This is a genomic window from Acinetobacter sp. LMB-5 (genome assembly GCF_001541635.1).
GTDB lineage: Bacteria > Pseudomonadota > Gammaproteobacteria > Pseudomonadales > Moraxellaceae > Acinetobacter > Acinetobacter pittii.
The window spans coordinates 421161-435708 of the sequence record NZ_LRDR01000001.1 but is presented as its reverse complement, the minus strand read 5'-3'; the positions used below and the strand labels follow the sequence as shown (position 1 = coordinate 435708).

Here is a 14548-nt window from a genome sequence, read left to right as displayed (position 1 = left end):
TTTTATATAAATAGGGACGAACTTAAAAAATTCAACTTAATACAGCTTAATTTTTGGACGTACACGTCTTGTAAGTAAATCTTTCATTGTGAGTAGTCCAGCCTGAGTATATCCGTGAATCGTTGCTTGATGTAAACGATATAAAGACACATACATTGTTTTCGCAATATAGCCTTGTACGCTGACATCTCCAAGTAATTCTCCAACGGCTTTATGACGACTTAAAGACACGAGAGAACCTTTGTCGTTAAATGTAAACATCGGCTGTGATCGGCCATTTAGTCGAGCAGCCATAGCATCGACTAAAAAGCTGGCCTGTTGGCTTGCAACTTGGGCACGTGGGCCAAGTGGAGGATGTCTTGCATCAAGTTGGCAATGAGCACAGTCACCAAACGCAAATACATTTGGATCAGAATAGGTCTGCAACGTTGCATAGACCATTAGGCGGTTAATGTTATCGCGTTTAAAATCGGTAAAACTTTCTAATACCTTTGGTGCTTTTACGCCTGCGGCCCAAACGGTAATATCACTTTTAAGTTGGTTGCCATTGCTAAAGTAGATGCAATGCTCATCAATTTTTTCAACGCGGTGTTGAGTTAAAATTTCAACACCCATTTTTTTGAGTTGCCCAGCACTGTGTTCAGCAGTTTTATCGCTTAGAGCAGGTAAAATACGCTCAGAAGCTTCAATTAGTGTAATTTTGACTTGGTTTGGATGAATCTTCTTTAAACCATATCGATAAAAGTTTTTAGTTGTCTCAATTAACTCAGCTGCCAGTTCCACACCTGTTGCTCCCGCACCAACAATTCCAATATTTAAAGTTCGCTGATTAGGTTGATTCTGAGCTTCAATATAAAGATGTAATAAATCTTGCTGGAAAATATCGGCTTGCTTTCTGCTATCAAGGAAATGGCAGTTTTCACGCACTCCCGTGGTATTAAAGTCATTTGATACTGAACCAAGCGCTAAAATAAGTGTGTCATAACTTAGCTCTTGCGAATGATTCTGTTGATCCTTAGACACTTGAGGGGGCATTAGTTCAATTAATTTTTTATCTTTATTAACCCCAACTAATGTTCCAAGTACAAATTCGTAATGATGTTTTTCTGAGTGCGCAAAATAGTTAGTTTGTTCTTCGTGCGGATTTAAAGAGCCAGCAGCAATTTCATGAAGCAATGGTTTCCAAATATGGGTAAGATTTTGGTCAACCAATGTAATCTTTGCTTTACGATTTTTCCCAAAAGTTTCACCGAGTTGTGTTGCCAGTTCTAAGCCGCCAGCACCACCACCAACAATTACAATATGATGTAAATTTTGGGTCATTTTTTCACCTAATTATTTTTCTATAAAAAAAGATGGCTAAATTATGCCATCTTTTATTTATAAAAATTATTGTGCGTCTGTGCACAATTTGATGTTTTTAGTGCGAATCTACTGGGTAGAGTTTTGCAGCACTATGTTCACTTGATGAAAAAATAGAGAAGAGGCTAGAAAACCACATTGCGATTTTTTGGAAAATGTTGGCTTCTTCAATATGTACGTTATCTTCGATTTGAAGACTACGGATAAGTTGATTATTTTGATAAATCGATACTGTTGCCAAACTTACAACTTTCATTAATGGCGCAGTTAGTTGTTTTTCATTGAGCTCAATGTTTACATGGGTTTGAGTCGTTTCAAGTGGAGCAATCACCTTAAGTTGTTGAGTACTATCGAGTACTTGAACGCGTTGAGTCACATTATCAAAAGTATTTAGGTCAATTGGTGCTGGGTCTGCATATAAAGATGTCGTTACAATTGTTGGTTGCTTTGTTTCAACCTTAAACATTTTTAAAGTCGACTTTACAACAGGTAGTTCAGCAATTAATTTCTGCTCAGGAATAATCACTTCATCACGTGTATAGGCATACGCAAGATTCATTAATTTATCTGCAATCTCAGCGCGTTTTACAGCACTCGGCGTACCTAAAACAATGACTAATAAACGTCTTTGAGTTAAGTCAGATGAAAAAGAAGGACGTGAAGCTGTAAGTGCCAAGTTATAACCCGCTGCTTTGGTATATCCAGTTTTTAGACCGTCAACAGATGGGTCATATTTTAAAGCAAGGTTTGTCGCATGATGGAAGCGTTGGTTATAGCTAAAGCTTGGCATTTTTGAATAATGTAAATATTCAGGGGTTTGTTTAATTAATGCCTGACTCAATAAGCTAAGGTCGTGTGCTGTAGTGAAATGGTCAGGCATCGTAATTCCGGCAGGATTACTAAAATGAGTATCTTTCATACCCAAAGCTTGAGCTTCCTGATTCATGCGTTGTACGAAGCGCGGAACATCACCAGAGATTTTTTCAGCTAAAGTCACGGCTGCATCATTAGCAGACATCACGATTAGACCTGCCAATAACTGATCAACTGAAATTTGTTCACCAGCTTTAAGATACATTTGTGATTCATCCCACTGCACAACACTAACCACTGGAGTTGCAGTAATGATTTCTTCTTTTTTCAGTTTTCCAGCTTTAATCTCTTTTAGGGCAATGTATGCAACCATCATTTTGGTTAAAGATGCTGGTGCACGTTGAACATGGCTATTATGCTCAGCAATGATTTGACCCGATTGAGTATCTACAATAGTCCATGCAGCAGCTTCAACACTTTCAGGTGCAATATTGAGTAATGCAGCATTGGTTAGGGTAGTACAAAAAATACTAAATAGGGTAAAAAGAGATAGAAAAAATTTCACGGATGACCTTAACTTTCACTGGCAAATACGGGACACAGATGCACAGCATGCTATGCCTTTTTTTCGTGGAAGGCTAGTGGGAATTGTTGCCAAAAAATACATCTACGCAAGACGATACAAAAAAGTGATAATCTAATGTGAAGCCGTTCTTATTTTTAAATTGAAGAATTTATGTTGCATTATCAAATTGAGTTCGATGATTACAAACAGCACCTTGTTCACGTGACAATTCGTTTTTTAGCCAACCCGAATCAGGAACTTTGGCTACCAACGTGGATTCCGGGTAGTTATCTAATTCGAGAGTTCTCAAAACATATTGAATCCCTTAAAGCTTATGATGAAGCTGGACGTCTGCTGGACATTAAAAAAACGAGCAAGAATCGCTGGCGTTTATTTAATACAGATCATGAATTAATGACGATTGAATATGATGTATATGCATATGATTTGTCTGTCCGTGGTGCTTATGTAGATCAGACTCGTCTATATATTAATCCTGCGTGTGTATGTTTAGCGTTAGAGGGGCAGGAGCAGTCTGCTTGTGAAGTCGAAGTTTTCTTGCCGGATGAATTAAAGCATTTTCAGTTAGCAACAGGCTTAGCTTCAAAAAGCTTAGTTAAAGGTCGATTTACTTTAAAAGCAGATCACTACGATCAACTGATCGATAGTCCATTTGAATTGGCTGATCAAACACGCTTTAGTTTTGAGACGAACGGCATTGAACATGAGTTCGTAATTTCTGGTTCGCACAATACCAATATTGATCGTCTAAAAGCCGATATTGAAAAGATTTGTGCAGCTGAAATAAATATGTTCGGTTCAGCACCATTTAAAAACTATACCTTTATGACCATGGCAACAGGTAATAGTTATGGTGGATTAGAGCATTGCAATAGCACAAGCTTGATTACACCGCGTGATGATTTGCCAAAGTCGAATGAACCAACTGAACCTTCTAAAGATTATCAACGCTTTTTAGGCTTATGTAGTCATGAATATTTTCATTCATGGTTAGTCAAGTTTATCCGCCCAGAAAACTTTGCAAACTATAATTTGCATCAAGAAGGCTATACTTCTTTACTTTGGATATTTGAAGGCTTTACTTCATATTACGATGACCTGATTTTATTACGTAGTGGCGTAATTTCTCAGAAGTCTTATCTTGATTTACTCAAAGCACAAATTGACCGTTATTTGCAAAACCCGGGCCGTTTTGTTCAAACAGTTGCTGAATCAAGTTTTGACGCATGGATTAAATTTTATCGTCAAGATGAAAACTCGAATAATGCGGGCACCAGTTACTACAATAAAGGTTCGTTAGTTGCATTATGTCTAGATTTAGGTTTACGCCTGCGTGGTTCTAGTCTTGATGCTTTAATGCGTCGGTTATATGAAAATACTCAAAATGGTATGCAAGTAAATGAAAGAACCATTTTTGATTTATGTAAAGAACTGACGGGTGATAGCTGGATTGAACAAATTAATCATTTGATTAATACCACTGATGAATTGCCACTTGATCAACTGTTCCCTGAGTTTGGCTTAAGTTATAGAGTTAAAACTGACAAATCTTTGCCACTTGGTTTGAAACTTGTTGATAAGCCAGAAGGTGTACTCGTGCAAAGTGCTCGCCGTGATAGCGCAGCAGCTAAAGCAGGTATTTCTGCCAATGATGTAATTATTGCAATTGATGGTTTAAAAGCGACCACTAAACTTGTTGAGAAGTATGCAAAGCAGGGCGGTACTTATACCGTGTTTGCTTTCCGTCGCGATGAGTTACTATCTTTTGAAGTTGAGTGTGCTACATCTGATTTAACTGAAGTTGAACTTATTATTGAAGATCAGGCTAAAACTGAAAAATGGTTAAAAGCTTAAATAACAGTTAAATAGTTTATAAAAAACCGATGTTTTGTACATCGGTTTTTTTATTTTTAAGTGCTACTAAACGATGAGATTCGTTTTATCTTTGAGTTTGTTTTGAATGAAAAGTATAATAATTGTCAGAACTCTGAAAGATATCTCATGTAATTTAATCGTATTCAGTCCCTAAAAAAGTAATGATGAATTATGTATTACTTAAAGTTGGGTATAGGAATATCATCAATAGATTTAAATTATGTATTATTTCGCTGCGAAATGTCGTTATCACTGGATATTTCGTTGACTGGAAGACAATGAGAGCCGATACTCTCAGGGTTTTATTTAAGCATATCGGTTCGTAGGCACTGGGCCACAAGCTCGGTCCTCAACACTCAATCAAACGGAAGGGGCTATATATGGCTGGTGAAAAGTCAACTATTATTTACACACTGACTGATGAGGCGCCATTATTGGCGACCTATTCGCTACTGCCGATCATTGAGACCTTTACCAAGCCAGCTGGCATCGAGATTATTAAAAGTGACATCTCTGTAGCTGCACGTGTGCTCGCAGAATTCGCTGATTACCTAAGTGAAGAGCAAAAGGTATCCGACAACCTTGCAGAGCTAGGTCGTCTTACACAAGATCCAGATACAAACATTATCAAACTCCCGAACATTAGTGCGTCTGTTGCGCAATTAACTGCATGTATTAAAGAGCTTCAATCAAAAGGTTACGCAATTCCTGATTATCCGGAAAATCCAACGACTGAAGAAGAAAAATCAATCAAAGCTCGTTATGGTAAGTGCCTTGGTTCAGCAGTAAACCCTGTCCTTCGTGAAGGTAACTCTGACCGCCGTGCTCCAGCAGCAGTTAAAAACTATGCGAAAAAACACCCTCATTCAATGAGCGAGTGGAAACAGTGGTCACAAACTCACGTTTCACATATGGAAGAAGGTGACTTCTACCATGGTGAAAAATCAATGACACTTGATCGCGCACGTAATGTAAAAATGGAACTTATCACGAATAGTGGTAAGAGCATTGTTCTTAAGCCAAAAGTTGCGCTTCAAGAAGGTGAAATCATTGATTCAATGTTCATGAGCAAGAAAGCACTTTGTGATTTCTATGAAAAAGAACTTGATGATTGTAAAGAAGCGGGAATTTTATTCTCTTTACACGTAAAAGCGACAATGATGAAAGTTTCACACCCGATCGTTTTCGGTCACTGTGTGAAAATCTATTACAAAGAAGCTTTCGAAAAACACGGTAAGTTATTTGACGAATTAGGCATTAACGTTAATAACGGTATGGCTGGGTTGTACGAGAAAATCGAAACTCTTCCTACTTCATTACGTGAAGAAATCATTGAAGACTTACATGCTTGTCAAGAACACCGTCCTGCACTTGCAATGGTTGACTCGGCAAAAGGCATCACTAACTTCCATTCACCAAACGACATCATCGTTGATGCTTCTATGCCAGCAATGATCCGTGCTGGTGGTAAAATGTGGGGTGCTGATGGTAAGCAATACGATGCTAAAGCAGTAATGCCAGAATCAACATTTGCTCGTATTTACCAAGAAATGATCAATTTCTGTAAATGGCATGGTAACTTCGATCCGAAGACTATGGGTACAGTACCAAACGTTGGTTTGATGGCTCAAAAAGCTGAAGAATACGGTTCTCACGACAAGACTTTTGAGATTTCAGAAGCTGGTATTGCAAACATTACCGATCTTGACACTGGTGAAGTGTTATTGACTCAAAATGTTGAAGAGGGTGATATCTGGCGTATGTGTCAGGTTAAAGATGCTCCGATTCGTGACTGGGTTAAACTTGCAGTAACTCGTGCACGTAACTCAGGTATGCCTGCAATCTTCTGGCTTGACCCGTACCGTCCACACGAAAACGAATTGATTAAGAAAGTACAAAAGTACTTAAAAGATCATGATACGACTGGTCTTGATATCCAAATCATGTCTCAAGTACGTGCAATGCGTTACACACTTGAGCGCGTAGTACGTGGCCTAGACACGATTTCTGTGACTGGTAACATCTTACGTGACTACTTAACTGACTTGTTCCCAATTATGGAACTTGGTACTTCTGCAAAAATGTTGTCTATCGTTCCGCTTATGGCGGGCGGTGGTATGTACGAAACTGGTGCGGGTGGTTCAGCCCCTAAACACGTACAACAACTTGTTGAAGAAAACCACTTACGTTGGGATTCACTTGGTGAGTTCCTTGCGCTTGCAGTATCTTTAGAAGAAATGGGCATTAAAGAAAATAATGCTCGTGCTAAGTTACTTGCGAAGACACTTGATGAAGCGACTGGTAAATTGCTTGACAATGACAAGTCTCCATCACGTCGTACTGGTGAGATCGATAACCGTGGCAGCCACTTCTACTTGTCACTTTACTGGGCTGAAGCACTTGCTGCTCAGAACGAAGATGCTGAGTTGAAAGCTAAATTTGCTCCTCTTGCTAAAGCTTTAGCTGAAAATGAAGAGAAGATTGTTGCTGAACTTGCTCAAGTACAAGGTAAACCAGCGGACATCGGTGGTTACTACGCAATTGACCCAACTAAAGTAAATGCTGTAATGCGTCCAAGTGCTACATTTAATGCAGCTCTTGCAACAGTTGAAGCTTAATTACTAACTCGTTAGTAAATAGCTTAAGAGCCGGTGCATATGCACCGGTTTTTTTATTGCCTAAAATAAAAAGACATTAAAAAAGCTCACTGATGTGAGCTTTTAAAAGATTAAATCTTATCGACCGTTGCGGCCACGACCACGTGGTGCTTTGGTATTTGGACGAGTTGTACCATTAGTCTTACGCCGTGGTTTCTCGCTTTCATCCATTTGCCAAATACGTTTTGTCCCAGACTTTTTAGCAGAACCATCTTTGTTCTTGCGAACCATTGGTTTGCCACCCGTACCGCCTGGCTTTTTCACGTATGAACGCGAGCGATAAGGCTGTTCAGCTGGTACATCTTTAAAGTCAGGGTAGAGTAATGGTTCAATTTCTTTTACATCACCCGGTCTTAAACCAAGTTGAACTAAGTCGATTGAGCCAATTTTAGTACGAATTAAACGTAAAGTTGGAAAACCTACCGCAGAAGTCATACGACGAACTTGACGGTTACGGCCTTCGCAAATTGAAATTTCAATCCAAGATGTTGGAATATTTGCACGGTAACGTACTGGCGGATTACGTTCCCATAACCATTCAGGTTCACTGACTTTAATGGCTTTGGCAGGAAGCGTCATACCATCATTTAGCTCTACACCTTTACGAAGTTGCTCAAGCGCTTCTTCGGTTACATCGCCATCAACTTGAACTAAATACGTTTTGTATTTTTTATTTGCAGGGTTGGTAATGAACTGATTCAGACCACCATGATCGGTTAAAAAAACTAAACCCTCAGAGTCCATATCGAGACGGCCTGCCAAGCGCAAAGTCGGGTCATCAACAAAGTCAGAGACGGTCATGTGCGCTTCGTCTTTACGAAACTGGGAGAGAACGTCATAAGGCTTGTTGAGAATCACAATTTTCATAAAAAATGGCTTCTTCTTTCAAATAACTAGAGAAAACATTGAGCTATATTTAAGTGCGAAATTTGCTTATTTCCCACATAAATCTCAAAAAGAATTAAATTCGATTAAGCTATTATGCGTTAATAAAAGTTGAAAGTATTGTTTATCGATAATTATTTTTAGTTAATTAAGTATTATAAAAGGGAGAATCTACACAATGGGCTATCAGAAGATCGTGGTTCCTGCCGACGGCGACAAAATCAAAGTAAATGCAGACCTATCATTGAACGTACCAAATCATCCAATTATTCCTTTCATTGAGGGTGATGGTATTGGTGTGGATATTACACCAACCATGAAAGCAGTCGTAGACGCTGCTATTTTAAAAGCATACGGTGGCAAACGTTCGATCGAATGGATGGAAGTGTATTGCGGCGAAAAAGCCAATAAAATTTATGGCAACTATATGCCAGAAGAAACTTTTGAAGCACTTCGCGAGTTCGTTGTATCAATCAAAGGTCCTTTAACCACACCAGTTGGTGGAGGCATTCGTTCACTCAACGTTGCCTTACGCCAAGAATTAGATCTATATGTTTGCGTACGTCCAGTGCGTTGGTTTGAAGGCGTTCCATCACCCGTTCAACACCCCGAATTAACCGATATGGTGATTTTTCGTGAAAACTCGGAAGATATCTATGCAGGGATTGAATGGAAAGCTGATTCTGAAGAGGCAAAAAAAGTCATTAAGTTCCTTCAAGAAGAAATGGGTGTCACAAAAATCCGTTTCCCTGAAGGATGTGGGATTGGAATTAAACCAGTTTCAAAAGAAGGAACACAGCGTTTAGTTCGTAAAGCCATTCAATTTGCAATCGAAAATGATAAGCCTTCTGTGACGCTGGTTCACAAGGGTAATATCATGAAATACACTGAAGGTGCATTTAAAGAATGGGGCTATGAGTTGGCTCTGGATCGTTTCGGTGGAGAGCTAATTGATGGTGGCCCATGGGTTAAAATTAAAAACCCTAGGACTGGTAAAGACATCATTATCAAAGATGTCATTGCAGACGCGTTTTTACAGCAGATTCTCATGCGCCCAGCCGATTACTCTGTTATTGCTACGCTAAATTTAAACGGGGACTATATTTCTGATGCTTTGGCAGCAGAAGTCGGAGGTATTGGTATTGCACCGGGTGCAAATATTGGCGGTGCAATTGCAGTGTATGAAGCAACTCATGGTACTGCTCCTAAATATGCAGGTCAGGATAAAGTAAACCCTGGTTCTATTATTCTTTCTGCGGAAATGATGCTGCGTGATATGGGATGGACAGAGGCTGCTGATCTGATCATTAAAGGAATTTCTGGGGCGATTGCAGCCAAAACCGTAACTTACGATTTTGAGCGCCTAATGCCGGGTGCAACCTTGTTACGTTGTTCTGAATTTGGTGATGCTATTATCAAACATATGGGAGAGTAATCTTCTATTAAAAGCCCTCGGTTGAGGGCTTTTTTTATTGCATAAATTCGGGATGTTTCGGAGTTTTAATAAAGCCGATTTTCTTTTGATAACTCTGGTCTAGGGCTTGAATAACAAGAACGAAAGTAACTAGAAATAAAGGAAAGAGCAGAGTTTTCACGATTTGGTTTCTCCGAAAGTTGAGGTGAAAGAAGGGCGTAGGGGAATTAAAAGGCAAACCGCAAAGAGAAGAACGGTTCCACCCAAAAGAAATAGATGGGCATAAGACCAATGCAAATGATGCAAAGTACTAATGACAACACCACCCAAAAGTTGAGTACTGGCAAAGCCAATGGTGGCAAGGCTCCAAAGCTTTTGATAACGGTGCTCATAAATCTGTAGCAGACTATAAGAACTAATAAATACGGTTGCGGGAGTCAGTAAGCCTGTCAGAAGCGAAGATAAGGCCAGTAAAGATGCGGTATGTGAAAGGAACGGCAAAACAACGGCTAAGCTGTAAATGGTATATAACCATTTAATGGCCTGTAGATATCCGATTAGTCTGCTTAAGCAATAAGCGACAAGTGCACCAATACAGCTTCCTACTCCATAGAGAACCCAAAATAAATTTCTTTGCTGTAATGGGAAATGCAGAGTTCCAGATAAATAATCCATCCAAAACAAAGAGTGTGGAATATATGCAAAGGCACTACACATATAGGCAATAATAATGACAAGGCCTAAACGTGATTTTTGTAAGGCTTGAAGAGCGCTCGATTGTGGCTTAATAAATTGGGCAGTATTACGGCTTAATAATCGGTAAAGAGTTAAGCTTCCTAATAGCGAAAGACCCGCAAAAATATTCCAAACATAATGAACAGGCATATTTTGAAGTAGAGGAATAATAATAGTGGCGGATAAAACCCCTACACCAATCCCGCTAAATCCTAAAAAGTTAACTTTTAATCTTTGCGTGGTGGGAATGTATTTCATTGCAAAGCTAGGCGCCAAAATCATTAGTAAGCCGCCAGCAATACCTGAAATCGTACGCCAGACAATGAACCACACCAAAGGCATATCCATGAATGAACAGCAGAGTAGGCTAAGGCTCCCCGCTATAGCCGACAATACAATCATGGGTGGGATGTACTTTTCTTTAATACTTAAGAGCGCTAATAAGGCACCAATGAGATATCCCAATAAATTTGCACTGCCTAAGAAGCTGGCAAAATCGTGAGTCCAGTGGTATTGCTCGATCATGATGGGCATAAGCGCAGTATATGAAAATCTAAAAACACCAATTCCCAAACAAGTTGCCAAAAAGACAATTAAGCTCATTCGATAAAACGTAGACATGAGAGGACGCTCAATTTTTTTATTATTAAAAGCGAGTTTTTAAATCTTTAAAAATGATTTAATATGATGGTAATTATCTTATTTTGAGATAGTAGTATGTTGCTTAAGTCTCTAGAGTTTTTTTTAGCTGTTGCAGAGAGTGGAAGTTTTTCCTTGGCTGCACAAAAAATGTATACCGTGCAATCGAATATCACGAGCCATGTGAAAAAACTTGAAGAAGAGTTAGGGGTTATTTTATTCAATCGTAATAACCCTGTGACTTTAACGAATGCTGGACAACAGCTGCATAGTTATGCTGTTCAAATGATTGCTCTACATAATAAAGCGAAAAAAATCTTTCAAGAGGGTGATATTGACCCGAACGAAACCATTCGTTTGGGCAGTATGGAAACGACAGCAGCAATACGTCTACCTCAATTACTCAATCAATGTATGCAGCAATATCCGAATTTGCCGATTGAGCTGCAAACTCACCCGACACGATATTTGTTAAGCGCTGTGCAGCAAGGAGAGGTCGACTGTGCTTTTGTTGCTTCTAAATATTTAATTCCAGAGTTGTATAGTTTACCTGTTTGGCAAGAACAATTGGTTTTGGTTTGTCCGAAACAGCAAACTCACTTTCCAGATGTTGCCAAGCTTGCAAAGACCCGATTTATTGCGTTTCGACAAGGTTGTTCTTATCGTCATGCAATCGAGTTATTTTTAAATGATCACAGTGTTCCACCTTCACAAATTATGGAAATGGGCAGTCTGGACGGGATTGTAAGCTGTGTGGAATTAGGTGTTGGTTTTGCTTTATTGCCAAAGTCATATCTAAACAAAGTAGTCGAGAAAGTGTCATTAAGTTGTTTTGAACTTAATACTGAATCCGCTCATTTTACTACCTACTTGGTTGCCCAGTCGCCTGAAACCTGGGGAACCAATTTAAAGCAGTTTATTCATTTTATTGAGCAACAATTTGAATTAAAGGTTGCTTAGGTTGTGATTGATTTTCATACGTAAATATCCAACTTAATTTATAAATTAAAAGTGATATATATGTATGAAAAAGTCATTTTATATTCTCACAGAGGTTTGTAATCATCTTGATGCTATAAAATTGTGGAAAAGGGTAGTTTATATAGGCCGGCTATGGTCAAATATGCCCCCTTGAAAGATGACACAAGCAATAATTTGGAGTTTGGGAATGAATATACCCTTAATCATCAATATTGTGGTTTTTGTCGGGTTAATATTTTTACTCGCCCAAACACGTAAAACGGACTGGAGCTTATCTAAAAAAGTTCTGGCTGGCTTAGTTCTAGGTGTGGTGTTTGGTTTAGGACTACATTTGATTTATGGCGGTGGCCATCCGATTCTTGCTGAATCTATTAGCTGGTTTAATATCGTTGGAAACGGCTATGTAAAACTTTTACAAATGGTCGTGATGCCTTTGGTATTTGTGTCTATTTTGGGAGCGGTTGCAAAATTACACCAAGCCTCATCTTTAGGCAAAATCAGTTTTTATACGATTGGTACTTTACTCTTTACAACACTGATTGCTGCACTGGTAGGGGTATTTGTTACCAACCTGTTTGGCTTAACGGCAAAAGGTTTGGTGCAAGGTGCTGCTGAAACTGCACGCTTAACTGCCATTAATACGGACTATGTAGGCAAAGTTACCGATTTAAGTGTACCGCAGTTTATTCTTTCCTTTATTCCAAGTAACCCATTTGCTGAATTGACTGGTGTAAACCCAACATCAATTATTAGTGTAGTTATTTTCGCCGTCTTTTTAGGTATAGCAGCGCTTAACCTAATGAAGGACGACGCAGAAAAAGGTCAACGTATTCTGACTGCGATTCAGACGTTGCAGTCATGGGTAATGAAGCTTGTGCGCTTAGTAATGACACTTACACCATATGGCGTATTTGCGCTTATGACAAAAGTCGTGGCAAGTTCAAACGTCGCAGATATTTTAAATCTAGGCGGTTTCTTGGTTGCATCTTATTTAGGCTTGGCGATTATGTTTGTCGTACATGCCATTATTTTGACTATGACGGGTGTTTCTCCTCTTAAATTCTTTAAGAAAGTTGCTCCAGTTTTAACGTTTGCATTCACTAGCCGTTCAAGTGCAGCAAGTATTCCACTGAGCATTGAAACACAAACTCGTCGTTTGGGTGTGCCCGAATCTATTGCAAGTTTCTCTGCTTCTTTTGGTGCCACTATTGGTCAAAATGGCTGTGCGGGTTTGTACCCTGCAATGTTGGCAGTAATGGTTGCACCAACTATGGGTATTAACACCTTAGACCCAATGTGGATTGCATCGTTAGTTGGTATTGTGACCTTAAGTTCAATTGGGGTTGCAGGAGTAGGTGGTGGTGCGACTTTCGCTGCGTTGATTGTGCTTCCTGCAATGGGTTTACCTGTAACATTGGTTGCGCTTCTTATTTCAATCGAACCTCTCATTGATATGGGACGTACTGCGTTAAACGTAAATGGTTCAATGACTGCTGGTGTTGTTACGAGCCAATTGATGGGCCAGACTGATAAAGAAATACTAAACAGTGAAGATGAAATTGAGTTAACTCAACATCATTAAGAATGAGTATTAAACGGCTCTCCACTCTGGATGAGCCGTTTTTTTATATGCATAAATTGCCACTGTGATGTTAATTTTAAAAAAACTGTATCTGTTTTTCTTTTAAATAATTTTCGAAAATAGGCCTATTACAAAAGAGAGCACTATCATGAAAATGTATCAAGTCGATGCTTTTACAAAAGAGTTATTTCGTGGAAATCCAGCCGCTGTCGTTGTTGAAAAAGAGTGGTTAGATGTAGATTTAATGCAGAAGATAGCACTTGAAAATAATTTGTCTGAAACTGCTTTTGTAAAAATTATAGACTCTGAAAACTATGAAATCCGTTGGTTCACGCCAACGGTTGAAGTTGATTTCTGTGGGCATGCCACGCTTGCCAGCGCTTTCGTATTATTTAAAGATTTTACCGAGAAAAAGACCATTAATTTCCATGTTCGAAACTTAGGTCTTTTTGTAGTTCACCAAGATGAAGACGGTAAAATCAGAATGGATTTTCCAATTCGCAAAGCTCATCAAGTTGAAGATTATCCAGCTATTTTACGTCAAGCTTTAACAAAACCTTTTAAAGCAGTTTATCAAAATGTTCAAGCCTACATTGTTGAGTATGAATCAGTGCAGGACGTATTAGATGAGCAGCCTGACATGAATTTGCTCAAAGCTCTAGGTAAGAGAACTGCGATTACTACTGCAGGGATGGATGTTGCAATCACCTCAAAAGCCGATCAACAATATGATTGTGTATCGCGTTATTTTGCCCCTGTCGCGGGCATTGAAGAAGACCCTGTTACGGGTTCAATTCATACGGCAATAGCGCCATTATGGGCAGAGAAACTTGATAAAAATAATATTATTGCTTATCAGGCTTCTAGCCGTGGAGGCGTTTTATATTGCAATGTCCTGAATCAGGAACGTATTGAAGTTTCAGGGTATGGGAAGCTTTATATGCAAGCTGAAATTTTTCCTTAAAATATAAGGCCGTTTAAATAAACGGCTTTTTTTTCAAAACTTTACTATGAAAGTT

At 39.0% G+C, this 14548-nt stretch carries 11 protein-coding genes; 6 read left to right on the top strand and 5 right to left on the bottom strand.

The features are described from left to right. Positions 1 to 36 precede the first annotated feature (36 nt). Together AW165_RS01940 and AW165_RS01935 are read right to left on the bottom strand one after the other, a co-directional pair. The gene (locus AW165_RS01940; RefSeq protein ID WP_005067905.1) at positions 37 to 1323 is read right to left on the bottom strand and encodes an NAD(P)/FAD-dependent oxidoreductase; all 1287 of its coding nucleotides are present in this window, start codon (positions 1321 to 1323) and stop codon (positions 37 to 39) included. A gap of 97 nt (positions 1324 to 1420) precedes the next feature. Continuing rightward, positions 1421 to 2740 (bottom strand): D-alanyl-D-alanine carboxypeptidase PBP6B, encoded by a 1320-nt coding sequence (locus AW165_RS01935; RefSeq protein ID WP_060464827.1) that lies wholly within the window; start codon positions 2738 to 2740, stop codon positions 1421 to 1423. Positions 2741 to 2911: 171 nt separating this feature from the next. Here AW165_RS01935 and AW165_RS01930 point away from each other — a divergent pair, with 171 nt between their 5' ends. Beyond that, positions 2912 to 4615, top strand: coding sequence for a M61 family metallopeptidase (locus AW165_RS01930; RefSeq protein ID WP_060464826.1), 1704 nt, complete (start codon positions 2912 to 2914; stop codon positions 4613 to 4615). Between the two features lie 401 nt (positions 4616 to 5016). Continuing rightward, positions 5017 to 7254: an NADP-dependent isocitrate dehydrogenase gene (locus tag AW165_RS01925; protein ID WP_002118624.1), complete on the top strand. Its 2238-nt coding sequence runs from the start codon at positions 5017 to 5019 to the stop codon at positions 7252 to 7254. A 117-nt stretch (positions 7255 to 7371) separates the two neighbouring features. On the opposite strand, the gene AW165_RS01920 is transcribed toward AW165_RS01925, so the two are convergent. Beyond that, positions 7372 to 8160: an rRNA large subunit pseudouridine synthase E gene (locus AW165_RS01920; protein ID WP_005067912.1), complete on the bottom strand. Its 789-nt coding sequence runs from the start codon at positions 8158 to 8160 to the stop codon at positions 7372 to 7374. Positions 8161 to 8356: 196 nt separating this feature from the next. On the opposite strand from AW165_RS01920, the gene icd reads away from it, so the two are divergent. Continuing rightward, positions 8357 to 9613 (top strand): NADP-dependent isocitrate dehydrogenase, encoded by a 1257-nt coding sequence (gene icd, locus AW165_RS01915; protein ID WP_005067916.1) that lies wholly within the window; start codon positions 8357 to 8359, stop codon positions 9611 to 9613. A 34-nt stretch (positions 9614 to 9647) separates the two neighbouring features. On the opposite strand, the gene AW165_RS18970 is transcribed toward icd, so the two are convergent. Together AW165_RS18970 and AW165_RS01910 are read right to left on the bottom strand one after the other, a co-directional pair. Beyond that, positions 9648 to 9773, bottom strand: coding sequence for a hypothetical protein (locus AW165_RS18970; RefSeq protein ID WP_081410496.1), 126 nt, complete (start codon positions 9771 to 9773; stop codon positions 9648 to 9650). Then, positions 9770 to 10948 (bottom strand): YbfB/YjiJ family MFS transporter, encoded by a 1179-nt coding sequence (locus tag AW165_RS01910; RefSeq protein WP_060464825.1) that lies wholly within the window; start codon positions 10946 to 10948, stop codon positions 9770 to 9772. Before AW165_RS01910 ends, AW165_RS18970 begins: the two co-directional genes overlap by 4 nt. 96 nt (positions 10949 to 11044) lie before the next feature. Here AW165_RS01910 and AW165_RS01905 point away from each other — a divergent pair, with 96 nt between their 5' ends. The 3 genes from AW165_RS01905 to AW165_RS01895 all read left to right on the top strand — a co-directional run bounded on the left by AW165_RS01905 (position 11045) and on the right by AW165_RS01895 (position 14493). Further along, complete coding sequence (locus AW165_RS01905) at positions 11045 to 11926, top strand: LysR family transcriptional regulator (RefSeq protein WP_002118709.1); 882 nt, start codon at positions 11045 to 11047, stop codon at positions 11924 to 11926. A gap of 208 nt (positions 11927 to 12134) precedes the next feature. Continuing rightward, on the top strand, positions 12135 to 13529 hold the full coding sequence (locus tag AW165_RS01900; RefSeq protein WP_060464824.1) for an L-cystine transporter: 1395 nt from the start codon (positions 12135 to 12137) through the stop codon (positions 13527 to 13529). Between the two features lie 148 nt (positions 13530 to 13677). After that, positions 13678 to 14493, top strand: coding sequence for a PhzF family phenazine biosynthesis protein (locus AW165_RS01895; protein ID WP_060464823.1), 816 nt, complete (start codon positions 13678 to 13680; stop codon positions 14491 to 14493). Positions 14494 to 14548 lie beyond the last annotated feature (55 nt).

What these genes read in the sequence shown, in the direction of transcription:
- AW165_RS01940 (WP_005067905.1), bottom strand. Translation starts at nt 1,323, where the DNA reads ATGACCCAAAATTTACATCATATTGTAATTGTTGGTGGTGGTGCTGGC.
- AW165_RS01930 (WP_060464826.1), top strand. Translation starts at nt 2,912, where the DNA reads ATGTTGCATTATCAAATTGAGTTCGATGATTACAAACAGCACCTTGTT.
- AW165_RS01925 (WP_002118624.1), top strand. Translation starts at nt 5,017, where the DNA reads ATGGCTGGTGAAAAGTCAACTATTATTTACACACTGACTGATGAGGCG.
- AW165_RS01920 (WP_005067912.1), bottom strand. Translation starts at nt 8,160, where the DNA reads ATGAAAATTGTGATTCTCAACAAGCCTTATGACGTTCTCTCCCAGTTT.
- icd (WP_005067916.1), top strand. Translation starts at nt 8,357, where the DNA reads ATGGGCTATCAGAAGATCGTGGTTCCTGCCGACGGCGACAAAATCAAA.
- AW165_RS01910 (WP_060464825.1), bottom strand. Translation starts at nt 10,948, where the DNA reads ATGTCTACGTTTTATCGAATGAGCTTAATTGTCTTTTTGGCAACTTGT.
- AW165_RS01905 (WP_002118709.1), top strand. Translation starts at nt 11,045, where the DNA reads ATGTTGCTTAAGTCTCTAGAGTTTTTTTTAGCTGTTGCAGAGAGTGGA.
- AW165_RS01900 (WP_060464824.1), top strand. Translation starts at nt 12,135, where the DNA reads ATGAATATACCCTTAATCATCAATATTGTGGTTTTTGTCGGGTTAATA.
- AW165_RS01895 (WP_060464823.1), top strand. Translation starts at nt 13,678, where the DNA reads ATGAAAATGTATCAAGTCGATGCTTTTACAAAAGAGTTATTTCGTGGA.